At 72.2% G+C, this 20,653-nt stretch carries 24 protein-coding genes; 14 read left to right on the top strand and 10 right to left on the bottom strand.

Going from position 1 to position 20,653, the window contains the following annotated elements:
* On the bottom strand, nucleotides 1–339 hold the full coding sequence (locus tag D0D28_RS13895; RefSeq protein WP_017987570.1) for a P-II family nitrogen regulator: 339 nt from the start codon (nucleotides 337–339) through the stop codon (nucleotides 1–3).
* Nucleotides 336–1,724: an ammonium transporter gene (locus tag D0D28_RS13890; RefSeq protein WP_167481532.1), complete on the bottom strand. Its 1,389-nt coding sequence runs from the start codon at nucleotides 1,722–1,724 to the stop codon at nucleotides 336–338. The genes D0D28_RS13895 and D0D28_RS13890 overlap by 4 nt, the downstream gene beginning before the upstream one ends.
* A gap of 219 nt (nucleotides 1,725–1,943) precedes the next feature.
* On the opposite strand from D0D28_RS13890, the gene D0D28_RS13885 reads away from it, so the two are divergent.
* Together D0D28_RS13885 and D0D28_RS13880 are read left to right on the top strand one after the other, a co-directional pair.
* Complete coding sequence (locus tag D0D28_RS13885; RefSeq protein ID WP_116110845.1) at nucleotides 1,944–2,789, top strand: putative RNA methyltransferase; 846 nt, start codon at nucleotides 1,944–1,946, stop codon at nucleotides 2,787–2,789.
* Nucleotides 2,786–3,421, top strand: coding sequence for a (2Fe-2S)-binding protein (locus D0D28_RS13880; protein WP_094007845.1), 636 nt, complete (start codon nucleotides 2,786–2,788; stop codon nucleotides 3,419–3,421). Before D0D28_RS13885 ends, D0D28_RS13880 begins: the two co-directional genes overlap by 4 nt.
* Here D0D28_RS13880 and D0D28_RS13875 read toward each other — a convergent pair.
* On the bottom strand, nucleotides 3,360–3,839 hold the full coding sequence (locus D0D28_RS13875; RefSeq protein ID WP_162831057.1) for an MFS transporter: 480 nt from the start codon (nucleotides 3,837–3,839) through the stop codon (nucleotides 3,360–3,362). The two genes, D0D28_RS13880 and D0D28_RS13875, sit on opposite strands and share 62 nt — an antisense overlap.
* Nucleotides 3,840–3,957: 118 nt before the next feature.
* Between D0D28_RS13875 and D0D28_RS35620 the strand changes: the two genes are divergently transcribed.
* The 5 genes from D0D28_RS35620 to D0D28_RS13855 all read left to right on the top strand — a co-directional run bounded on the left by D0D28_RS35620 (nucleotide 3,958) and on the right by D0D28_RS13855 (nucleotide 7,730).
* The gene (locus D0D28_RS35620) at nucleotides 3,958–4,179 is read left to right on the top strand and encodes a hypothetical protein (RefSeq protein ID WP_162831056.1); all 222 of its coding nucleotides are present in this window, start codon (nucleotides 3,958–3,960) and stop codon (nucleotides 4,177–4,179) included.
* Nucleotides 4,180–4,246: 67 nt separating this feature from the next.
* Nucleotides 4,247–5,539 (top strand): O-acetylhomoserine aminocarboxypropyltransferase/cysteine synthase family protein, encoded by a 1,293-nt coding sequence (locus D0D28_RS13870; protein WP_094007843.1) that lies wholly within the window; start codon nucleotides 4,247–4,249, stop codon nucleotides 5,537–5,539.
* A complete protein-coding gene (locus D0D28_RS13865) occupies nucleotides 5,536–6,066 on the top strand; it encodes a CoA-binding protein (RefSeq protein WP_162830634.1) in 531 nt (176 codons plus the stop codon). Before D0D28_RS13870 ends, D0D28_RS13865 begins: the two co-directional genes overlap by 4 nt.
* Nucleotides 6,067–6,172: 106 nt before the next feature.
* Complete coding sequence (locus D0D28_RS13860) at nucleotides 6,173–6,946, top strand: MBL fold metallo-hydrolase (RefSeq protein WP_205413256.1); 774 nt, start codon at nucleotides 6,173–6,175, stop codon at nucleotides 6,944–6,946.
* A 10-nt stretch (nucleotides 6,947–6,956) separates the two neighbouring features.
* Nucleotides 6,957–7,730 (top strand): SDR family NAD(P)-dependent oxidoreductase, encoded by a 774-nt coding sequence (locus tag D0D28_RS13855; RefSeq protein WP_094007842.1) that lies wholly within the window; start codon nucleotides 6,957–6,959, stop codon nucleotides 7,728–7,730.
* Nucleotides 7,731–7,820: 90 nt separating this feature from the next.
* Here D0D28_RS13855 and alc read toward each other — a convergent pair whose 3' ends face one another.
* Nucleotides 7,821–8,825: an allantoicase gene (alc, locus tag D0D28_RS13850; protein WP_116110843.1), complete on the bottom strand. Its 1,005-nt coding sequence runs from the start codon at nucleotides 8,823–8,825 to the stop codon at nucleotides 7,821–7,823.
* A complete protein-coding gene (gene allB, locus D0D28_RS13845; protein WP_116110842.1) occupies nucleotides 8,819–10,144 on the bottom strand; it encodes an allantoinase AllB in 1,326 nt (441 codons plus the stop codon). The genes alc and allB overlap by 7 nt, the downstream gene beginning before the upstream one ends.
* A gap of 55 nt (nucleotides 10,145–10,199) precedes the next feature.
* Between allB and D0D28_RS13840 the strand changes: the two genes are divergently transcribed.
* The 5 genes from D0D28_RS13840 to D0D28_RS13820 all read left to right on the top strand — a co-directional run bounded on the left by D0D28_RS13840 (nucleotide 10,200) and on the right by D0D28_RS13820 (nucleotide 13,776).
* Entirely contained in the window at nucleotides 10,200–10,670 is a 471-nt protein-coding gene (locus D0D28_RS13840; protein WP_116110841.1) for a helix-turn-helix domain-containing protein, read from the top strand.
* Between the two features lie 83 nt (nucleotides 10,671–10,753).
* Nucleotides 10,754–11,224, top strand: coding sequence for a 2-oxo-4-hydroxy-4-carboxy-5-ureidoimidazoline decarboxylase (gene uraD, locus D0D28_RS13835; RefSeq protein ID WP_094007838.1), 471 nt, complete (start codon nucleotides 10,754–10,756; stop codon nucleotides 11,222–11,224).
* Nucleotides 11,221–11,538 carry a hydroxyisourate hydrolase gene (gene uraH, locus D0D28_RS13830; RefSeq protein ID WP_094007837.1) on the top strand — a complete coding sequence of 106 codons (318 nt, stop codon included), beginning with the start codon at nucleotides 11,221–11,223 and terminating at the stop codon, nucleotides 11,536–11,538. Before uraD ends, uraH begins: the two co-directional genes overlap by 4 nt.
* A 2-nt stretch (nucleotides 11,539–11,540) precedes the next feature.
* Nucleotides 11,541–12,416: a factor-independent urate hydroxylase gene (pucL, locus tag D0D28_RS13825; RefSeq protein WP_094007836.1), complete on the top strand. Its 876-nt coding sequence runs from the start codon at nucleotides 11,541–11,543 to the stop codon at nucleotides 12,414–12,416.
* Nucleotides 12,417–12,441: 25 nt separating this feature from the next.
* Complete coding sequence (locus tag D0D28_RS13820; protein ID WP_116110840.1) at nucleotides 12,442–13,776, top strand: nucleobase:cation symporter-2 family protein; 1,335 nt, start codon at nucleotides 12,442–12,444, stop codon at nucleotides 13,774–13,776.
* Here D0D28_RS13820 and D0D28_RS13815 read toward each other — a convergent pair.
* A complete protein-coding gene (locus tag D0D28_RS13815; protein WP_094007868.1) occupies nucleotides 13,724–14,572 on the bottom strand; it encodes an alpha/beta fold hydrolase in 849 nt (282 codons plus the stop codon). The two genes, D0D28_RS13820 and D0D28_RS13815, sit on opposite strands and share 53 nt — an antisense overlap.
* Nucleotides 14,573–14,630: 58 nt before the next feature.
* On the opposite strand from D0D28_RS13815, the gene D0D28_RS13810 reads away from it, so the two are divergent.
* Nucleotides 14,631–15,215, top strand: a complete 585-nt coding sequence (locus D0D28_RS13810) for a TetR/AcrR family transcriptional regulator (RefSeq protein WP_094007834.1) — start codon at nucleotides 14,631–14,633, stop codon at nucleotides 15,213–15,215.
* 10 nt (nucleotides 15,216–15,225) lie between these two features.
* Complete coding sequence (locus tag D0D28_RS13805; protein WP_116110839.1) at nucleotides 15,226–15,645, top strand: nitroreductase family deazaflavin-dependent oxidoreductase; 420 nt, start codon at nucleotides 15,226–15,228, stop codon at nucleotides 15,643–15,645.
* Between the two features lie 19 nt (nucleotides 15,646–15,664).
* Here the strand turns inward: D0D28_RS13805 and pucD are convergent, their stop codons facing one another.
* Genes pucD through D0D28_RS13785 form a run of 4 tightly spaced genes read right to left on the bottom strand, consistent with a single transcriptional unit; the run spans nucleotide 15,665 to nucleotide 20,572 of the window.
* A complete protein-coding gene (gene pucD / locus D0D28_RS13800) occupies nucleotides 15,665–17,929 on the bottom strand; it encodes a xanthine dehydrogenase subunit D (RefSeq protein ID WP_116110838.1) in 2,265 nt (754 codons plus the stop codon).
* Nucleotides 17,926–19,260, bottom strand: coding sequence for an 8-oxoguanine deaminase (locus D0D28_RS13795; RefSeq protein WP_094007831.1), 1,335 nt, complete (start codon nucleotides 19,258–19,260; stop codon nucleotides 17,926–17,928). Before D0D28_RS13795 ends, pucD begins: the two co-directional genes overlap by 4 nt.
* A complete protein-coding gene (locus D0D28_RS13790) occupies nucleotides 19,257–19,712 on the bottom strand; it encodes a (2Fe-2S)-binding protein (RefSeq protein ID WP_094007830.1) in 456 nt (151 codons plus the stop codon). The genes D0D28_RS13795 and D0D28_RS13790 overlap by 4 nt, the downstream gene beginning before the upstream one ends.
* On the bottom strand, nucleotides 19,703–20,572 hold the full coding sequence (locus D0D28_RS13785; protein WP_116110837.1) for an FAD binding domain-containing protein: 870 nt from the start codon (nucleotides 20,570–20,572) through the stop codon (nucleotides 19,703–19,705). The genes D0D28_RS13790 and D0D28_RS13785 overlap by 10 nt, the downstream gene beginning before the upstream one ends.
* Between the last annotated feature and the right edge of the window lie 81 nt (nucleotides 20,573–20,653).

Raw genomic sequence — 20,653 nt, 5'->3', positions numbered from 1 at the left:
CTAGAGCGCGTCCGTACCGCGCTCGCCGGTACGGACGCGGACCACGGTCTCCACCGGGGTCACCCAGACCTTGCCGTCACCGATCTTGCCGGTGTGCGCGGCGTTCACGATGGCTTCGATGACCTTCTCGACGTTCGCGTCGTCGGTGAGGACCTCGACCCGCAGCTTGGCCACGAAGTCCACGGCGTACTCGGCGCCGCGGTAGACCTCGGTGTGGCCCTTCTGGCGGCCGTAGCCCTGCACCTCGCTGACGGTCATGCCGAGCGTGCCCAGCTGCTCCAGCGCGGCGCGGATGTCGTCCAGCGTGAACGGCTTGACGATCGCGGTGATCAGCTTCATGCCTTGCTTCCTTCCAGGGCCGCCCCGTCCTTCGACGGCAGCGAAGCGGGGGTCGATCCACTGTGGCCGCCGATGCTGCCACCCACGAAGTCGTACGCGCTCTCCGCGTGCTGCGCCTCGTCGATGCCGCCGACCTCGTCCTCCTTGCTGACCCGGAAACCGCCGGCGACCTTGATGATCCCGCCGAGGATGAGGGTGACGACGAACGAGTAGCCCAGGACCACGAAGGCCGCCGCGGCCTGCTTGCCGAGCTGGCTCCAGTCACCGCCGTAGAAGATGCCGTCCACGCCGAGGGAGTTGACGCTGGTGGTGCCGAAGAAGCCGATCAGCAGCGTGCCGACCAGGCCACCGACCAGGTGGACGCCGACCACGTCGAGCGAGTCGTCGAAGCCGAGCTTGTACTTCAGGCTCACCGCCAGCGCGCACACGGCGCCGGCGATGACACCGATCGCGATCGAGCCGAGCGGTGACACGAAGCCCGCGGCCGGGGTGATGGCGACCAGACCGGCGATCGCGCCGGAGGCCGCGCCCAGCGTGGTCGGCTTGCCGAAGCGCAGCTGCTCCACGATCAGCCAGCCGAGCACGGCGGCGCCGGTGGCGACGGTGGTGTTGGTGAAGGCGACACCGGCGAGGTCACCGGCGCTCAGCGCGGACCCGGCGTTGAAGCCGTACCAGCCGAACCACAGCAGGCCGGCGCCGAGCAGGACGAACGGCACGTTGTGCGGGCGGCCGGTGTCCCGCGGCCAGCCGCGGCGCTTGCCCAGGACCAGCGCCAGGGCCAGGCCCGCCGCACCGGCGTTGATGTGGACCGCGGTGCCACCGGCGAAGTCGAGCGCCTTGAGCTGGTTGGCGATCCAGCCGCCGGTCGCGTCGGCGCCCATGAAGCCGTCGAAGGCGAACACCCAGTGCGCCACCGGGAAGTAGACGATCGTCGACCACAGGACGACGAACAGGGCCCAGCCCCAGAACTTCGCACGGTCGGCGATCGCACCGGAGATCAGCGCGGGCGTGATGATCGCGAACATCAGCTGGAACATGGCGAACACGAGCATCGGGATCGCGTTGCCGCCCGGCCACGGGATCTCCGGCGCGGTGTCGGTGGCGGCGGTGGCGTACCCCACCAGCTGCCCCCAGGTGTCCGACATACCCGCGAAGTCGAAGCCGCCCAGCAGACCGCCGAACGCGTCGTCACCGAAGGCCATGGTGAACCCGTAGAGGGTCCACAGCACGGCGACGATCGCCAGGCAGATGAAGTTCATCATGAGCATGTTCAGGACGCTCTTCACGCGGACCATGCCGCCGTAGAAGAACGCCAACCCTGGTGTCATGAGCATGACCAGCGCGGCGCTGGCCAACACCCACGCGGTGTCTCCTGCGTTCAGCACATCGTCCTCCCGTACCCGAGATATTGACGGGCAGTTTTCGATTCCCGTGTTTCACGACGGCACTTCGCGCGTTTCCCCCGGGTGAACTGTGGCGCCGCTCTTGTTACGAGCACGTTTCGCGCGACCAGGGCGGATATGTCCGGTCACGAAACGTCGGCGTCGAATACCGGCCGTCACCGGTGACCGTGGGTGAGCCCGGCGGTGTGGTGAGATGAGGGCATGACCAGGCCCGGCACGCTGCCCAGCGCCGTCGTCGCGGCGTTGCGGTGCCCGCTGTGCGCGTCCCCGTTCACCCTCGACGGGCGATCGCTGCGCTGCCCGGCGCGGCACTCGTTCGACCTGGCGAAGCAGGGGTACGTGAACCTCCTGCACGCCGGTATCCCGGCGGGCACGGCGGACACCGCGGAGATGGTCGCGGCGCGGGTGGCGTTCCTGGGGGCCGGGCACTACGGCGGGCTCCGGGACCTGGTGGCCGAGGTCGCGGCGGGCACCGGCGGGGACGGGCTGGTCGTGGACGCCGGGGCCGGGACGGGCTACTACCTCGCCGGGGTGCTCGACCGGCTGCCGGAGGCGGCGGGGCTCGCGCTCGACGTTTCCGCGGTGGCGCTGCGCCGGGCCGCGAAGGCGCACGACCGGCTGGGGGCGGCGGTGTGGAACCTGTGGGAGCCGTGGCCGGTCGCGGCGGAGGCGGCCGCGGTGGTGCTGAACGTGTTCGCGCCACGCAACGCCGCGGAGTTCCGGCGGGTGCTGCGTCCGGGTGGCACGCTGCTCGTCGTGTCGCCCGAACGGGGGCACCTCGGCGAACTGGCGGCGGTGGCGCCGGTCCTGGAGGTCGACGCGCGGAAGGAAGAGCGTCTCGACGCGGCGTTGTCGGAGCAATTCGACCTGGTTTCCCGGCGGGCGCTGCGGGACCGGGTGACGCTGAAACCGGACGACGTCCGCGACGCCGTGCGGATGGGGCCGACCGGGCACCACCCGGACCGCCTGGCCGCGCTCGATGACGTGACCGAACCGGCCGAGGTGACGCTCGCGTTCTCGCTGTCGGAGTACCGGAGGACCCCATGACGGCCGTGCCCGCGACCGCGATCACCGACCGGGACTGGCTGTCCGGGCAGCTGCACCTGGCCGCCGGGCTGTACGGCGACGCGGGACCGGTCGTGCTGGGCACGATCTGGTGGTACTCGGTGTCGGCGGTGCTGGTGACCCCCGCGCTGGACCCGCTGGTCGCGACCGGGCGCGCGATGGACCCCGCGCTGGAGGCGGTGACGCTGGACGTGGTGCCCGACGGCCGGGTGCTGGACGCCCGCTCGTCCCGGCCGCTGGGCTCCGATGTGGACGAGATCGGCAAGGCGCTGGCCGGTTCGCTGGACGCGGGGATCGCCGCCGTGGCCGAGGTGAGCGGCGCCGGAACCCGCGCGTTGTGCGCGATCGCGACGGACTCGATCGCGAACGTCCTGCTGTGGGCCGGGAAGGCGGCCGGAGACGTGGCGCGAGGGGTGTCGCTGGCGGGTGCGGTGGTCGCGGCGGTGGGCGACCACCTGCCCCGGCCGCGGTTCGTGGAGGTCGGCGGCACCCCGGTGGTCCGGCGGGCGTCGTGCTGCCTGATCTACCGGACCGGCGGGGCGCCCAAGTGCGTCAGCTGCCCGCGCCAGACCCCGGCCGAGCGGGCCCAGCGGTTGCGGATGACGTTCGGCTGAGGCGGGTGCCGGCCGGGAGCAGCAGGCACACCGGCAGCGGCTGGAGGGCGAAGACCCCGAGCAGGGCGATTCCCGCCACCATCGCCCCGGCTGTCCACAGTGGCCAGCCCAGCTCGCGGCCCTGCACCAGCGGGTACAGCGCGGCGGCCAGGGGCACCACCACTGCGATCGGGACGTTGACGAGGAACACCGTCCGCCAGCCCCAGCCGAAGAGGCCGGCCTGGGTGAGGAGACCGCCGAGGAGCGGTCCGGCCAGGCCGCCGATCGGGAACGTCATGCCGTAGAACCCCCTCGCCCGGCCCTGCTCGTCCGCGGGGAACCCGACCCGGATGAACGACAGCACCTGCGGCACCATCAGCCCGGCGAACACACCCTGCGCGACGCGGGAGCCAGCAGCACCCCGGTTCCGGGTGCGCACCCGGCGAGCAGCGACGCGGCGCCGGCGACGAAGACCGGCCGGTGCCCGAACCGGTCGCCCAGCCTGCCGCCGGTGATCAGGGTGACCGCGAAGGCCAGCGTGTAGGCGGTCGCGCTGGATGGCCGGCAGCGCGATCACGACGATCTGGTTGTCGACCATGTCCATGAAGACGGCTGCCGGCAGCAGGGCGAGTGCCGCCCAGCGGGCGCCGGTAGCGGCGCTCGAGACCGCGCGGTTTCCCCCGGACGAGGAGTTCGGCGAGCTGATCAAGAGCTACGTGCGACCAGCCTGGACCCGCAGCTGGGAACAACTCGCGCGACTGTTCGGCAAGGCGGACTGAGATCACCGGCCGTCCGCCGCGCGGGAACGCTCGCCCCACCCGCGGACGGGGAGGTAGCGTCGGCCGGGTGAGTGAGCGCAGCTGGGGCTTCCGCACCCGCGCCCTGCACGCCGGCGGGACTCCCGATCCGGTGACCGGGGCGCGGGCGGTGCCGATCTACCAGACCACGAGTTTCGTCTTCGAGGACGCGGCCGACGCGGCCAACCTGTTCGCGTTGCAGAAGTACGGCAACATCTACAGCCGGATCGGCAACCCGACCGTCGCGGCGTTCGAGGAGCGCCTCGCGAGCCTCGAAGGCGGCATCGGCGGCGTCGCGACCAGCAGCGGGCAGGCGGCGGAGTTCCTCACGTTCTCCGCGCTGGCCGAGGCGGGCGACCACATCGTCTCGGCGAGCGGGCTCTACGGCGGCACGGTCACGCAGCTGTCCGGGACGCTGGCCCGGTTCGGCGTGGAGACCAGCTTCGTGGCCGGGGACGACCTGGACGACTACGCGGCCGCGATCACCGACCGCACCCGGCTGATCTTCACCGAGGTCATCGGCAACCCGAGTGGCGGTATCGCGGACCTCGCCGCGCTCGCCGGCCTCGCGCACAGTCACGACATCCCGCTCGTGGTCGACGCGACGCTGGCGACGCCGTACCTGTGCCGCCCGATCGAGCACGGCGCGGACATCGTGCTGCACTCGGCGACGAAGTTCCTCGGCGGGCACGGCACCACGCTCGGCGGGATCGTCGTCGAATCGGGCCGGTTCGACTGGGGCAACGGGAAGTTCCCGCGGATGACCGAGGTCGTGCCCAGCTACGGCGGTCTCAAGTACTGGGAGAACTTCGGCGAGTACGCGTTCTGCACGCGGCTGCGCGCCGAGCAGCTGCGCGACATCGGCGCGGTGCTGTCGCCGCACTCGGCGTTCCTGCTGCTCCAGGGCGTGGAGACGCTGCCGCAGCGGATGGACGCGCACCTGGCGAACGCCCGCGCCGTCGCGGAGTTCCTGGACGCCGACGACCGGGTGGCGTGGGTCAGCTACGCCGGCCTGCCCGGGCACCGGCACCACGAGCTGGCGCGGAAGTACCTGCCGCTCGGGCCCGGCGCGGTGTTCTCGTTCGGGATCAAGGGCGGGCGCGCGGCGGGGGAGAAGTTCGTCGAGTCGGTCGAGCTGCTGTCGCACCTGGCCAACGTCGGCGACGCCCGCACGCTGGTCATCCACCCCGCCTCCACGACCCACCAGCAGCTCTCCGACGAGCAGCTGAAGGCCGGCGGCGTGGGCCCGGACCTGATCCGGCTGTCGGTCGGGCTGGAGGACGCCGAGGACATCCTGTGGGACATCGACCAGGCGCTGACCGCGGCGGTGAAGGCCGCATGAGCCTGGAGACGACCGTGCCGTCCGGGGCCGTCCGGTCGGAGTCGCCGCTGTCCTGGACCCCGCCGACCGCGCGGGAACGGCTCGCGCTGCTGTCGCGGACGAAGTCGGTGACGATCGTCGGCGCGTCGGACAACCCGGCGCGGCCGAGCTACTTCGTCGCGACCTACCTGCTGTCCGCCAGCCCCTACGAGGTGAACTTCGTCAACCCGCGGCTGTCGTCGCTGCTGGGGCGGCCGGTGTACCCGTCGCTGGCCGACGTGCCGGGTGAGCTGGACCTGGTCAGCGTGTTCCGCAAGCACTCCGACCTGCCGGAAGTGGCGGAAGAAGTGATCGAGGCGGGTGCGCGGACGCTGTGGCTGCAGCTGGGCCTGTGGCACGAGCCGGTGGCGCAGCGGGCGAGCGAAGCGGGCCTCGAAGTGGTGATGAACCGGTGCGTGAAGATCGAGCACGCGCGGTTCGCGGGCGGCTTGCACCTGGCCGGTTTCAACACCGGGGTGATCTCGTCGCGGCGGCGCCTGAAGCCCTGATCCCGCGGCGGGAAAAGCGATTCGCCGCGGCTCACCCTCCACTGAGGCTGGCCGATCGTGTCAGACTCGGTGGCGTGGCGGGAAGTTCCCCGGGTGGAGGTGGGTTGTGCTGGTCATGGCAGACGGTGTGAAGGTGACCTACGTCGGCGGTCCGACGGTGCTGCTGGAGCTGGGTGGCAAACGGTTCCTGACCGACCCGACGTTCAGCCCGGCCGGCGTGCACGAGACGACGCCGGGGCGGCCGCTGACCAAGACCGAGGACCCCGGCCTGTCCGCGGCGGAGGTCGGGCCGGTCGACGCGGTGCTGCTGTCGCACGACCAGCACGCCGACAACCTGGACCCGGACGGCCGGCGGTACGTCGGGGAGGCCCTGCTCACGCTGACCACGCCCAGCGGCGCGCGGCGGCTGGGCGGCACGGCGCAGGGGCTGGCGCCGTGGCACCAGCTGCACATCGGGCCGGTCGCGGTGACCGCCGTGCCGGCCCAGCACGGGCCGGCGGGCAGTGAGGAGCTGACCGGGGAGGTCATCGGGTTCGTGCTGACCGGGAAGGACCTGCCGACGGTGTACGTGAGCGGGGACAACGCCTCGCTCGACGTGGTGCGCGACATCTCCCGCCGGCTGCGGCGGCTGGACCTGGCGGTGCTCTTCGCCGGCGCGGCACGCACGTCGCTGTTCGAGGGCGCTCCGCTGACCCTGACCAGCGAGGACGCCGCCGAGGCCGCCCACGCGCTGCGGGCGCGCAACATCGTGCCCGTGCACACCCGCGGGTGGGCCCACTTCAGCGAGGGCCCCGACGAGGTGCGGAAGGCGTTCGCCGGGGCGGGCCTGAGCGACCGGCTGCACGTCCTGGAACCGGGTGAAAGCACCGTGATCCGCTAACGTCGGGGGCGTGATCGAAACCGGATTGCGTGGCCGGACGGTGCTGGTGACCGGTGGCGCGGGTGGCATCGGCGCGGCGATCAGCCGGGCGTTCGCCGCCGAGGGGGCGCGCGTCGCGGTGCACCACCTGGCGGAGGACGCGCCGCCGCCGGAGGGTGGCGAGTGGGCGCACGTGACGCCCGCGGCCGAGGTGGCGGTTTCGCTGGCCCGGGAGCTGGGCGGGATCGCGGTCGCGGCGGACTTGGCCGACCCGGACGGTCCACGGCGCCTGGTGGCCGAGGTGGCGGAGCGGCTCGGTCCGGTGCAGGTGCTGGTCAACAACGCGGCGCACTGCGAGACGCCGGACACGATCGACGCGTTGTCGGCGTCGTCGCTGGAGCGGCACTACCGGGTCAACGCGGTGGCGCCCGCGCTGCTGATCGCGGAGGTGGCCCGCCTGCGGGGCGCGGAACCGCCGTGCGTGGTGAACATCTCGACGGACAGCGCCCGGGCCTTCCCGGGGCAGATCGGATACGGCACGTCGAAGGCGGCGCTGGAGGCCCTGACGCGGGCGAGCGCGCTGGACCTGGGCGCGCAGGGGATCCGGGTGAACGCGGTCGCGCCGGGGCCGGTGCAGACGGGCTGGATGAGCGCCGCGCTCGAGGAGGAGGTGCGCGGCCTGGTGCCGCTCGGCCGGGTGGGTGAGCCGGAGGACATCGCCGACGCGGTGGTTTTCCTGGCGTCGCGGCAGGCGCGCTGGATCACGGGTCAGGTGCTCCAGGTGGCGGGCGGGCACGCGCTTTGAGGCTTGCCCACGCGGGCTGGTAGCCGGCAACCCAGCCCGCGGCGCCGCGCCGGCCGTGGGCGGGGCACCCGGACAACCGACCGGCGATCCTCAGCCCGCCGTATCCCGGAACCGTCGCTCGAACGTCTCGCGTCCCCGCTCCGTCAGTGCGCCCCACAGGCGCAGCCGGGCCATGCCGCCGTCCGGGTGGATGTCCAGGCGCACCTCGCTCAGTTCGCGCGGCTCCGGCACCAGGAAACGGTGCCTCGTGTCCGGTTGGAGGCGCGTGCGCGGCAACACCTCGAACCACGGGCCGTCCAGGCGGCCGCTCAGCGACGCCCACCCGGGCGCGTTGCCCTTGAAGTGCGTGGTGTCCAGCTCAGCCAGCCGCGGCACGCCCGCGCCCGCCAGCGCCACCGACACCCAGTCGTTGCCGTCGTCGCGGCGGCGGGCCGTTTCCCAGCCCTCCCCCATCACCGCGGCGAAACCGGGCGAGATCAGGTTCGACGGCGACGAGTAGAACATGTTCGAGCACCCCGTCACCCGCGCGCCGTTCTCCAGCGCGGCCAGGTCCAGCGCCGCCGGGTCGACCAGCCGCGGGTCGGCCACCGGCGCGCCGTGCACCCGGAACCGCGCGACTCCCCCGTCCGGGTGGATCGTCAGCCGCACGTGCGTCCAGCGCCGCCCCGAGGACACGGCGAAGAAGTTCTCCGAGTCACCCCGCACCTCCGATTTCGGCACCAGCGGCGTCCACTCCAGCTCCAGCAACTCGGCCGGGCTCGGATACCCGTCGACCGCCACCGCCTCCACCGACGCGAACGGCGGGTAGTTCCCGGTGAAGAACGCCGTGTCGACCACCACCCCGGCCACCACACCCGGCAACCCGAGACGCACGATCGCCTGGTCGACGCCCGGCTCCCGGCGCCGCCGCGTCTCCCACCCGTCGTAGATCTGCCCCTTGTGCCCGAAGTTCCACGGCCGGAACTCCGCGGGCCCCGGCTTGATCAGGTTCTCCCGCTCGGCGAAGGCCTCGTCGTTGGCCCACACCACGCTGCCACCGGCCCGGCGCGACGCCAGATCCGGCTCATGAGTCCACTCCGGACGCTCGGTCAACACTGCCCTCGATTCAGCAACTCGCCCCGGGGATCGTCCCCGGTGACTTCCTGGCCCCGCAACCACGTCTGCCGCACCACACCCCGCAACGGGCTGCCGTCGTAGGCGCTCACCGGGTTCCGGTGACGCAGCTTCGCGACGTCCACCACGAACTCCTCGTCCGGCGCGAACACGCAGAAGTCGGCGTCGTACCCGGCCGCGATCCAGCCCTTGCGCGTCATCCCGGCCAGCTCGGCCGGACGCGTCGCCATCCAGCGCACCACGTCCGCCAGCCCATGCCCACGCTGCGCGGCGCCGCTCCACACCGCGGGCAGCCCGACCTGCAACCCGGAAATCCCGCCCCACGCCGCACCGAAGTCGCCGCTGTCGAACCGCTTCAGCTCCGGCGTGCACGGCGAATGGTCGCTCACCACGCAGTCGATCACGCCGTCGGCCAGCCCCTGCCACAGCAGCTCGCGGTTGCCCGCCTCGCGGATCGGCGGGCAGCACTTGAACTGCGTCGCGCCGTCGCGGATCTCCTCCGCCGCGAAACTCAGGTAGTGCGGGCACGTCTCGACCGTCAGCGCGACCCCCTCGGCCCGGGCCGCCGAGATCATCGGCAGCGCGTCCGACGAGGACAGGTGCAGGATGTGCGCCCGCGCCCCCGTGCGCCGCGCCAGCTCGATGACCCGCGCGATCGCCCGGTTCTCCGCCTCCCGCGGCCGCGACGCGAGAAATCCCGAGTACCGCGGGCCGTGCGGCCGGGGTGCGGCGTCGATCGTCGGGGCGTCCTCGGCGTGCACGATCATCAACGCGCCCAGTCCGGCGAGGATCCGCAGGTCCGCCTCCAGTTCGGCGTCGTCCAGCGGCGGGAACTCGTCGACGCCGGAGTGCAGCAGGAAGCACTTGAACCCGAACACCCCGGCCTCGTGCAGCGCCGCCAGGTGACCGCCGTTGCCGGGGATCGCGCCGCCCCAGAAGCCGACGTCCACGTGCACGCGTCCGGCCGCGGCCTTCCGCTTCACCTCCAGCGCGTCCGGGTCGACCGTCGGCGGCAGGCTGTTCAGCGGCATGTCCACGATCGTGGTCACGCCGCCCGCCGCGGCCGCCCGGGTGGCCGTCTCGAAGCCCTCCCACTCGCTGCGGCCGGGGTCGTTGACGTGCACGTGCGTGTCGACGAGCCCCGGCATCAGGACGACGTCGTCGCCCAGCTCGACCACCCGGTCGCCGGACAACGCCGCACCCGGTTCGACGGCCACGATCCGCCCACCCGAGACACCCACCGAGCACGGCCCGGTACCCGCGGCCGTGATCGCGCGCCGCGCCCGGAAGACCAGTTCCACCCGCACTCCTTTCGTCCGCTTCCAGTTTCCCCGCCCGGGCCGTTACCGTGCCGACGTGGAACTGGAAGCCGAGTTCACCACCGAACCGTTCCGCGGCGAAGGCGAGCCGCCCGAGCACGCCGTCCGGGCCCGGACCGCCGCCGAGCGGGCCGGGCTGTCCGTGGACTTCGGCCCGCTCGGCACCACCGCCCGCGGCGACGCGGACGCCCTGCTCGACGCGCTCCCGGCCATCGCCAGGGCCGCGCTGGCCGGCGGCGCGACCCGCCTGACCCTGCAGCTGTCCACGCCGGCCGCCGCCCGGGAACCGGCCGGCGCCCCGCCCACCACGGTGGAGCGGCTGATCACCGAGGTCGAGCGGGAGCTCGGCACCCGGCTGGCCGACCTGGACCGGCCCGGCAAGCAGCGTGCCGTGCGCCTGCTGGAGGAACGCGGCGCGTTCGCCCTGCGCAAGGCCGCGCCCACCGTCGCCGAAGCACTCGGCGTCACCCGGTTCACGGTCTACAACTATCTCAATCGCCAGCCCTGACTTCAACAAATTGTTGACGCTCGTCGAACACGACCGTAACGTCTTTTTCCCAGAATCGGCAGCACCGTGATCCGGAGGAACACTTGACTGTCACGCTCGCCGAGTTCAACACCGCACCCGCCGACGAAGCCAGGGACCTGCTCACCGCGTGCCTGGACGTCCCGCGCTGGGTCGACGCGGTGCTGGCCGGACGGCCCTACCCCGATCTCGCCGCGCTGACCGCCGCGGCCCGCCGCACCCTGACCGCGGACGAGACCAGGCGGGCCATCGCGGCGCATCCGCGGATCGGCGACCGATCCGCGGGCGGCTGGTCGCGCGCCGAACAGTCCGGTGTGGACGATGACGCGGCCGCGCAGTTCCGCGCCGCCAACGCCGAGTACGAGGAGCGGTTCGGGCACGTGTTCCTGGTCCGCGCGAGCGGGCGCAGCGGCGAGGAACTGCTGGCGAACCTGCGGGAGCGGATGCACCACGACCCGGACACCGAACTGGCGGTCGCCGGGCGGGAGCTGGTCGAGATCGCCGTGCTGCGGCTGGACAAGGCGGTGACCGCATGAGCCTGGTGACCACCCACGTCCTCGACACCGCCGCCGGCCGCCCGGCCGCGGGCGTCCCGGTCCGGCTGGAAACGGGCGACGGCACCCCCATCGCCCGGGGCCGCACCGACGACGACGGCCGCATCCGCGACCTCGGCCCGGACGAACTGGACCCCGGCGTCTACCGGCTGGTCTTCGACACCGGCGCCCACCTCGGCCCGGACGCGTTCTTCCCCGAGGTCACGGTGTCCTTCCGGATCTCCGACGGCACGCAGCACCACCACGTGCCGGTGCTGCTGAGCCCGTTCTCCTACTCCACCTACCGCGGGAGCTGACCATGGGGATCACGCTGGGCCCGAACCAGTACGGCAAGGCCGAGGTCCGCCTGGTCACGGTGACCCGCGCCGGGGACGTGCACCACCTCAAGGACCTCACCGTGTCCACCGCGCTGCGCGGTGACCTCGCGAAAACCCACCTGACCGGCGACAACTCCGACGTGGTCGCCACCGACACGCAGAAGAACACGATCTACGCCTTCGCCAAGGAGAGCCGGGTCGGCGAGATCGAGGACTTCGGGCTGCGGCTGGGACGGCACTTCGTCGGCGAGTTCGGCCAGATCACCGGCGCGCGCATCACGATCGACGAGCACGGCTGGGACCGCATCCCGGTCGGTGGCCGCCCGCACGACCACGCCTTCTCCCGCTCGGGCGAGGAAAAACGCACCACCGTGGTGACGATCGAGAACGACCGCGCGTGGGTCGTGTCCGGCCTGCGCGACCTGGTCGTGCTCAAGTCGACCGGCTCGGAGTTCCACGGCTTCCCGCGCGACAGGTACACGACGCTGGCCGAGACCGACGATCGCATCCTGGCCACCGCCGTCACCGCCCAGTGGCGCTACCAGGGCAGCGACCTCGACTGGCGCACGAGCTTCGCCGAGATCCGGCGGATCCTGCTGGAGACCTTTGCCACGAAACACAGCCTCTCGCTGCAGCAGACCCTGTACGCGATGGGCGAAGCGGTTCTGGAAGAACGCGGTGAGGTGGCCGAGATCCGGCTGTCGATGCCGAACAAGCACCACTTCGTGGTGGACCTCAGCCCGTTCGGGCTCACCAACGACAACGAGGTCTTCCACGCCGCGGACCGTCCGTACGGTCTGATCGAAGGAACCGTCCTGCGCGACGACGCGGAGGACCCGGGCCCCGCCTGGCGGTAGCGCCGGGCGAGTTGGGAGAACCCGCGTGACCACGACCGCCGCACCGGCAACGGAGATCCACCCGGTCGACCGCAAACCCCCGGCTCTGCAACTGGTCGTCGGCGGCGTGCAGCACGTCGCCGCGATGTACGCCGGCGTCGTCGCCCCGCCGCTGATCATCGGCAGCGCCGTCGGCCTGTCCGGCGGTCAGCTGAGCCTGCTGATCAGCGCGAGCCTGTTCACCGCGGGTCTGGCGACCCTGCTGCAGACCCTCGGCGTGTGGCGGTTCGGCGCCCGGTTGCCGCTGGTCAACGGCGTCACGTTCGCCAACGTGGCCCCGGTGCTGGCGATCGTGCAGCAGCACGGGCCGCAGAACGCACTGGGCATCGTCTACGGCGCCACGCTGGTCGGCGCCGCGCTGCTGGTGCTCGCCGCGCCGTTCTTCTCGCGGCTGACGCGGTTCTTCCCGCCGCTGGTGACCGGCACGGTCATCACGCTCATCGGGGTGTCGCTGCTGCCGGTGGCGGTCGACTGGATCTCCAGCCAGCAGGATTCCGCCGAACCGCACGGCATCCTGCTCGCCGCGATCACGCTGCTGGCGGTGCTGGCGTTCAACCGGTTCCTGCCCGGGTTCTGGAGCCGGATCGCGCTGCTGCTCGGCCTGGTCGTCGGCACGCTGATCGCGTGGCCGCTGGGCGAGGTCGACACGTCGACCTTCCGCGAGGCGCCGGCCTTCGGCGTGGCGAGCCCGTTCCACTTCGGCACCCCGGCGTTCGACATCGCGGCGATCGTCTCGATGGCGATCGTGATGATCGTGATCATGGCCGAGAGCACCGCGGACATGCTCGCGCTGGGCGAGGTGGTCGGCCGCCCGACCGGGCAGCGCACGCTCGCCGACGGCCTGCGCGCGGACGGGGTCGCGACCGCGGTGTCCACCGTGTTCGGCGGGTTCGCGTGCACGGCGTTCGCGCAGAACGTCGGGCTGGTCGCGCTGACCCGGATGTTCAGCCGGTTCGTCGTGGCCGCGTGCGGCGCGATCCTGGTGCTGCTGGGCCTGTTCCCGGTCGCGGGCGGAGTGGTCGCGCTGGTGCCGCAGCCGGTGCTCGGCGGCGCCGGGCTGGTGCTGTTCGGCAGCGTCGCGGTCAGCGGCGTCCGGACCCTGGCCACGGCCGCGTTCGACCGCCCGGCGAACGTGACGATCGTGGCGGCCGCGCTGGGCATCGGGATCATCCCGATCGCCGCGCCGGAGTTCTACGCGCACTTCCCGTCGGCCGTGCAGACCGTGCTCGACTCCGGCATCAGCGCGGGCTGCGTGGTGGCCGTGGTGCTCAACCTGATCTTCGGGACGCGACGGGAACGAACTCCCGCAGCAGGTTCGTGAGCAGTTCCGGCTGGTCCTCCGGCACGAGCGTGTAGCTGCCGGGCACCTCGACCAGCCGCGCGTCCGGGAACAGCCGCGCCAGCCGCGGCCCGTGCTCGCGGGGCATGAGCTTGTCCTCCGCCGCCCACACCACGAGCACGGGCCCGGTGAACTCCCCCAGCCGGTCCGACCACGCCAGCAGCGTCTCCTTCGGCGGCGTGTGCAGGCCGTACTTCAGCATGTCCCGCATGATCGCCGGGTTCTCGCGAGCCGGGCGGAACCAGCCGTCCACGACCTCGGGTGGCACCGGTGTCTTGCTCATCCACCCCCACGAGCCCGGCGCGCGCTGGACGAACCGGAACTTCAGCAGGTGCAGCATCGCCTTGAGACCGCCGGGGATCCGCGCGACGCGGACGAGCATGCGCCCGGAAAAGCCGGGCGGGTAGTTGTCGAACGCCTCACACGCCACCAGGACCAGGCGGGCGAGGCGGTCGGCGAGCCCCTCGGAGATCAGGAACTGCGCGCCGCCCCAGTCGTTGAGGACCAGGGTCACGTCCCGCAGGTCGAGCTTCTCCAGGAACTCGGCCAGCAGCCGCACGTGACCACGCAGCGACAGGTCGGCGTCCGGTTTCATCGGTTTCTTGTGCGCGCCCAGCGGCCAGTTCGGCAGCACGCACCGGTACTCCCCCAGGCCCGGCACGACCTTGCGCCACACGGTGTTGTCGATGGTCAGGCCGTGCAGGAAGACGATCACCGGCCCCCCACCGCCGGTGTCGTCGTACTCGATCGTCCCCGCGGACAGCTCCACCTCGGGCATCATCGCCCCCTCGGATTTGATAGATCGCTCTAGCGGGAGAGTAGCTAGGATCAGTGACGTGGGCAACACCAGAGAACGGATCCTGGCCGCGAGCGCCGAGCTGTTCCGGCGCAACGGCTACACCGGGACCGGCCTGAAGCAGATCGTCGGCGAGGCGAGCGCGCCGTTCGGCTCGATCTACCACTTCTTCCCGGGCGGCAAGGAACAGCTGGCCGAAGAGGTCATCCGGACGTCGGGGATGGAGTACGCGAAGCTGTTCGACCTGCTGATCGCCCCGGCGCCGGACCTGATCACCGGGCTGGAGCAAGCCTTCGCCGCCGCGGCGGTGACCCTGCGGGAGACCGGCTACGCCGACGCGTGCCCGATCGCCACCGTGGCGCTGGAGGTCGCCAGCACTAACGAGACCCTGCGCCGCGCGACGGCGGACGTGTTCACCGCGTGGATCGACACCGGAACGGGGGTGTTCACCCGGTTCGGCCTGTCCGCGGACGACGCCCGCCGGCTGACCGTCGCGGTGATCACCGGCCTGGAAGGCGCGTTCGTGCTCAGCCGTTCGCTGCGGAACGTCGAACCACTGGCGATCGCCGGTGAGGCCGCGGTGGCGATGGCCCGGGAAATGCTCACCCGTCCCGGCCGTGGGTAGTGTCGGGTTCATGAGCACTTCCATCGATCTGCACGGGCAACCGCACGTCGACCGCTACCTCGAGACCGACGGCGAGGACGGCTACTACTGGCGCAACGGGACGACGATCCTGATCCTGTTCACCAAGGGCCGCAAGTCCGGTCAGGAGCGCAAGCACGCCCTGATCTTCCGCGAGCACGAGGGCGCCTACCTGCTGGTGGCGTCCAATGGCGGCACCGACACGCCGCCCGCCTGGTTCGTCAACCTCCAGGCCGACCCGAACGTCGAGGTCCAGGTCAAGGGCGAGCGCTTCCGGGCCGTCGCCCGGGTCGCCACCCCCGAGGAGAAGCCCGCGATGTGGGCGAAGATGACCGAGGCCTGGCCGGACTACGACGAGTACCAGAAGAAGACCACGCGGGAGATCCCCGTGGTCGTGCTGGAACGCGCCTGATCCCGGCCGCGGGTCCCGGTCAGCCGGCGATGTGCTCCGGCCGCACCGGGATCCGCGGCAGGTCCTTGCCCGTCGCGGCGCGGATGGCCGCCACGATCGCCGGAGTGGAGGAGATCGTGGGCGGCTCGCCGACGCCGCGCAGGCCGTAGGGCGCGTTCGGGTCGGCCAGTTCCAGCACGTCGATGTCCATCGGCGGCATGTCGAGCACCGTCGGAATCAGGTAGTCGGTGAACGACGGGTTGCGGATCTTCCCCTCGTGCGTCTGGATCTCCTCCATCACCGCCAGCCCGAGGCCCTGCGCCGAGCCGCCCTGGATCTGGCCCAGCACGGCCTGCGGGTTGAGCGCCCGCCCGACGTCCTGGGCGCAGTCCAGCGCGACCACCTTGACCAGGCCCAGTTCGGTGTCCACGTCCACCACCGCCCGGTGCGCGGCGAACCCGTACTGCACGTGCGCGTTGCCGGCGCCGGTCTCCGGATCGAGGACGTCGGTCGGCCGGTGCCGCCACTCCACGGTCTCGTCGTAGACGTCGTCGCCGAGCACGTCGGCCAGGTCCGCGACCACACCGTCCCGGGTGGACACCACCTTGCCGCCCACCAGCTCCGCGTCCGGCGCGCCGATCCGCTTGGTCAGCGCCGTGCGCACCGCCAGGCACGCGGCCCGCACCGCTCCCCCGGTCATGTACGTCTGGCGCGACGCCGAGGTCGATCCCGCGTTGCCGATCGAGGTGTCCATCGGCAGGATCGTCACCTGCTCCACGCCCAGCTCGGTCCGCACGATCTGCTGCAGCACCGTCACCAGGCCCTGCCCGACTTCGCACGCCGCGGTCTGCACGGTCGCGGCCGCTTCGCCACCGACGACCCGCAGCTGCACGCGCGCGGTCGAGTAGTCGTCGAAGCCCTCGGAGAAGCAGATGTTCTTGATCCCGACGGCGTACCCGACTCCACGGACCACGCCCTCCCCGTGGGTGGTGTTCGAGACCCCGCCGGGCAGCGTCCGCAGGTCCCGCTCACCGGACGGTTCGGGCGGCAGTGGTTTGGCGGCCACCCGCCGCACCAGCTCCGCAACCGGGGCGGCGGAGTCCACGATCTGCCCGGTCGGCATGCGCGACCCCTCGCTCATCGCGTTGCGGACCCGCACCTCGACCGGGTCCAGCCCACACGCCCGGGCCAGTTTGTCCATTTGCGACTCGTAGGCGAACGCGGCCTGCACCGCGCCGAAGCCGCGCATCGCGCCGCACGGCGGGTTGTTGGTGTACGCGCCCCAGCAGTCGACCTCGACGTTGTCCACGTTGTACGGCCCCACACCGAGGGTCGCGGCGTTGGCGACCACCGCGCTGGTGGACGAGGCGTACGCGCCGCCGTCGAGGAAGAGCTTCGCCTTGACGTAGACCAGCTTCCCGTCCCGGTCGGCGCCGTGCTCGTAGTACATCTTCGCCGGATGCCGGTGCACGTGGCCGTAGAACGATTCCTCGCGGTTGTAGACCATCTTCACCGGCTTGCCGGTGTGCAGCGCGAGCAGGCACGCGTGGATCTGGATGGACAGGTCCTCGCGCCCGCCGAACGCGCCGCCGACCCCGCCGAGCGTGAGCCGCACCTTGTCCTCGGGCAGCCCGAGCGCGGCGACGATCTGCCGCTGGTCGACGTGCAGCCACTGCGTCGCGACGTACAGGTCGACGCCGCCGTCCTCGGCCGGGACCGCGAGGCCGGACTCCGGCCCCAGGAACGCCTGGTCCTGCATGCCCACCTCGTAGACACCCGACACCACCACGTCGGCGGTCGGGGACTTCTCGCCGCGCCGGATCGGGACGTGCCGGACGACGTTGCCGTTCGGGTGCACCTTCGGCCCGTCGCCGCGCACGTCCCGCTCGGCGTCGGTGACCGGGTCCAGCACCTCGTAGTCCACGCGAATGCGCTTCATCGCGCGGCGCGCGGTCTCCGGGTGGTCGGCCGCCACGAGCGCGACCGGTTCGCCCTCATAACGCACCACGTCGACGGCCAGCACCGGCTGGTCCGGGTGCTCCAGGCCGTACCGGTTCACGCCCGGCACGTCCTCGTGCGTCAGCACCGCCTCGACGCCGGGCACCTTGAGCGCCTCGGTGATGTCGATGCCGGTGATGCGCGCGGACGGGTGCGGGCTGCGCAGGGTCACGCCCCACACCATGTCCTCGTGCCACAGGTCCGACGAGTAGGCGAACTCGCCGCGCACCTTCACGATCCCGTCCGGGCGGCGCGGGCTGCTGCCGATACCGTCCGTCGTGGTGGCCCGCTCGACCGACGTGGTCATCGCAACCTCCTGCTCGCGGCGGCCAGCTCGCCCGCGATCGCGGTTTCGTCGTCCGTGCGCAGCTCGCCGTCTTCGACCACCGTCCGGCCGCCGACGAGCAGCCGCTTCACCGGTGGGGTCGTGCCGAGGACGAGGGCGGCCACCGGGTCCTCGATGCCGGCGTAGCGCAGGCCGGTCAGGTCCCACACGGCCAGGTCGGCGAGCTTGCCGGGTTCGATCGAGCCCAGCTCGCCGTCCCGCCCGAGGCAGCGCGCGCCGCCCATCGTGCCCATCCACAGCGCCTCGCGGACGGTCAGCGCGGTGGGGCCGCCGCGTTGCCGTGCCTGCAGCAATGCCTGGTGCAGTTCCTCGCCGAGCCCGCCGGACTCGTTCGACGCCGCACCGTCGACTCCGAGACCGACCGGCGCGCCCGCGTCCAGCAGACCGCGCACCGGGGCGATCCCGGTGCCCAGGCGGCCGTTGGAGGTGGGGCAGTGCGCCGAGCCGGTGCGGGTCGCGCCGAGGCGGCGGATCGCGGCGTCCTCCAGGTGGACGGTGTGGGCGAGCCACACGTCGTCGCCGAGCCAGCCCAGCTTGTCGGCGTACTCGGCGGGGGTGCAGCCGTTCTCGGCCACGCACTGCTCTTCCTCGTCCAGCGTCTCGGCGAGGTGGGTGTGCAGCCGGACTCCCGTGCGGCGGGCGAGATCCGCGGCCTGACGCATCAGCTGCTCGCTCACGGTGAACGGCGAGCACGGCCCGGCCGCGATCCGGATGCGCGCGCCGGGTGCCGGGTCGTGGTGGGCGTGGATGGCCGCCTCGGTGCCGATGAGCGCGGCTTCGGTGGTCTCCACCAGGTTGTCCGGGGGCAGGCCGCCGTCGGACTCGCCGCGGTCCATCGACCCGCGCACGAGGTGCGCGCGCACGCCGATCCGGTTCGTCGCGGCGACGAGTGCCTCGATCTGGTCGCCGCTGTCGTGCGGGAAGACGTAGTGGTGGTCGGCGACCGTGGTGCACCCGGTCAGCGCGAGGCGCGCCATGCCGGCGGTCGCGGCGGCGTGGGTGATGCCGGCATCCAGCCGCTTCCAGATCGGGTACAGGTGGACCAGCCACTCGAACAGCGTGGCGTCGGCCGCGAGCCCGCGGGTGGCCCACTGGTACAGGTGGTGGTGGGTGTTGACCAGGCCGGGCGTGATCAGGCAGCCGGTCAGATCGACCCGATCCCCCGCGACCCCGGCGCGCCCTGCGCCGACGGCGGTGATGGTGTCGCCGTCGATCACGACGTGCCCGCTGCGGTGCTCGGTGCCGTCCGCATCGACCGTCGCGATGGCCGCGTTCTCCAGGATCAGGGTCATTTCGCCGCCGCCCGCACCGCATCGAGGATCTTCTCGTAACCCGTGCAGCGGCACAGGTTGCCGGCCAGCGCCTCGCGGATCTCCTCGTCGCTCGGGTTCGGCACCCGGTTGAGCAGATCGTGCGCGGCGACCACCAGACCGGGCGTGCAGAACCCGCACTGCACCGCACCCGCGTCCACAAAGGACTGCTGGACCGGGTCGAGCCGGTCGCCCTCGGCCAGCCCCTCGACCGTGCGCACCTCGCGGCCCTCGGCCTGACCGGCGGCGACCAGGCACGCGCACACCGGGGTGCCGTCCAGGTAGACCGTGCAGGACCCGCATTCGCCCTGCTCACACGCGTTCTTCGAACCGGGCAGGCCGAGCCGTTCGCGCAGCAGGTAGAGCAGGCTCTCGCCCTCCCACACGTCGTCGGCCTGCCGGGCCTCGCCGTTGACCGTCACGTTCACGCGCATGTCCGCTCACTTCCCACGTAGTCCTGCCAGGCCCAGCCGAGGGTGCGGCGGGCCAGCACCGCCAGCGCGTGCCTGCGGTACTCCGCGGTGCCACGCACGTCGTCGATCGGCGCGGCGGCCGAAGCGACCAGCTCGCCGAAGCGCCGCTTGGCCGAGTCGCGCAGCGGCGCGGGCGAGTCCCACGGCAGTTCGCCGGCCAGGAACTCCTCAGCCTCGGTGGCGCGGCGCGGGGTGGGCGCCGCGGAGCCGATCGCCGCGCCCGCGCGCCGGTGCTCCGGATCGAGCGCGACGGCGAACGAGCACACCGCGATGACCATCGCGTTGCGGGTGCCGACCTTCGAGAACTGCTGCGGCGCGGTCGCGACCGGCAGGTGCACCGCCACGATCAGCTCATCGGCCGCCAGGCTGTGCTTCTTCACGCCGACGTAGAAGTCGTCGGCCTCGATGAACCGGGTGCCGCGGGTGGAGGCGACCTCGACCCGCGCGCCCGTCGCCAGCAGCACCGGGTGCGTGTCCCCGGCGGGTGAGGCGGCGCCGAGGTTGCCGCCGACCGTGCCGCGGTTGCGGATCTGCGGTGAGCCGACCGTGCGGGACGCCATCGCCAGCGCGGGCAGTTTTTCACCCAGCTCAGCGATCAGGCGCGTGTAGGACACACCCGCGCCCAGCCGGACCACGCCGTCCTCGACGGTCCACTCGGCGAGTTCCGCGACCCGGGTCAGGTCGAGCAGCGCGTCCGGACGGCGGTGGTCGAAGTTCAGCTCGACCATGACGTCCGTGCCGCCCGCCAGTGGCACGGCGTCCGGGCGCTCCGCCTTCGCGGCGAGCGCCTCGGCCAGGTTCGCCGGTCGCAGGAAGTCCATGGATAGCAGTAGACGCCTGTGACGGGGGCACCGGCAACGGCAGCGCAGTACGAACCGACAGCAGCGTGCGGGCCCGCGTTT

Source organism: Amycolatopsis ruanii, from assembly GCF_003385175.1.
GTDB classification, from domain to species: domain Bacteria; phylum Actinomycetota; class Actinomycetes; order Mycobacteriales; family Pseudonocardiaceae; genus Amycolatopsis_E; species Amycolatopsis_E thermalba.
Note: the sequence above shows the minus strand (reverse complement) of the source record. Positions and strands in the feature narration are given on the sequence as shown.

Bases quoted from the DNA above. Each gene is read 5' to 3' on its own strand.
- D0D28_RS13895 (WP_017987570.1), bottom strand. From the start codon at position 339: ATGAAGCTGATCACCGCGATCGTCAAGCCGTTCACGCTGGACGACATC.
- D0D28_RS13885 (WP_116110845.1), top strand. From the start codon at position 1,944: ATGACCAGGCCCGGCACGCTGCCCAGCGCCGTCGTCGCGGCGTTGCGG.
- D0D28_RS13880 (WP_094007845.1), top strand. From the start codon at position 2,786: ATGACGGCCGTGCCCGCGACCGCGATCACCGACCGGGACTGGCTGTCC.
- D0D28_RS35620 (WP_162831056.1), top strand. From the start codon at position 3,958: ATGGCCGGCAGCGCGATCACGACGATCTGGTTGTCGACCATGTCCATG.
- D0D28_RS13865 (WP_162830634.1), top strand. From the start codon at position 5,536: ATGAGCCTGGAGACGACCGTGCCGTCCGGGGCCGTCCGGTCGGAGTCG.
- uraH (WP_094007837.1), top strand. From the start codon at position 11,221: ATGAGCCTGGTGACCACCCACGTCCTCGACACCGCCGCCGGCCGCCCG.
- pucL (WP_094007836.1), top strand. From the start codon at position 11,541: ATGGGGATCACGCTGGGCCCGAACCAGTACGGCAAGGCCGAGGTCCGC.
- D0D28_RS13815 (WP_094007868.1), bottom strand. From the start codon at position 14,572: ATGCCCGAGGTGGAGCTGTCCGCGGGGACGATCGAGTACGACGACACC.
- D0D28_RS13805 (WP_116110839.1), top strand. From the start codon at position 15,226: ATGAGCACTTCCATCGATCTGCACGGGCAACCGCACGTCGACCGCTAC.
- pucD (WP_116110838.1), bottom strand. From the start codon at position 17,929: ATGACCACGTCGGTCGAGCGGGCCACCACGACGGACGGTATCGGCAGC.
- D0D28_RS13795 (WP_094007831.1), bottom strand. From the start codon at position 19,260: ATGACCCTGATCCTGGAGAACGCGGCCATCGCGACGGTCGATGCGGAC.
- D0D28_RS13790 (WP_094007830.1), bottom strand. From the start codon at position 19,712: ATGCGCGTGAACGTGACGGTCAACGGCGAGGCCCGGCAGGCCGACGAC.
- D0D28_RS13785 (WP_116110837.1), bottom strand. From the start codon at position 20,572: ATGGACTTCCTGCGACCGGCGAACCTGGCCGAGGCGCTCGCCGCGAAG.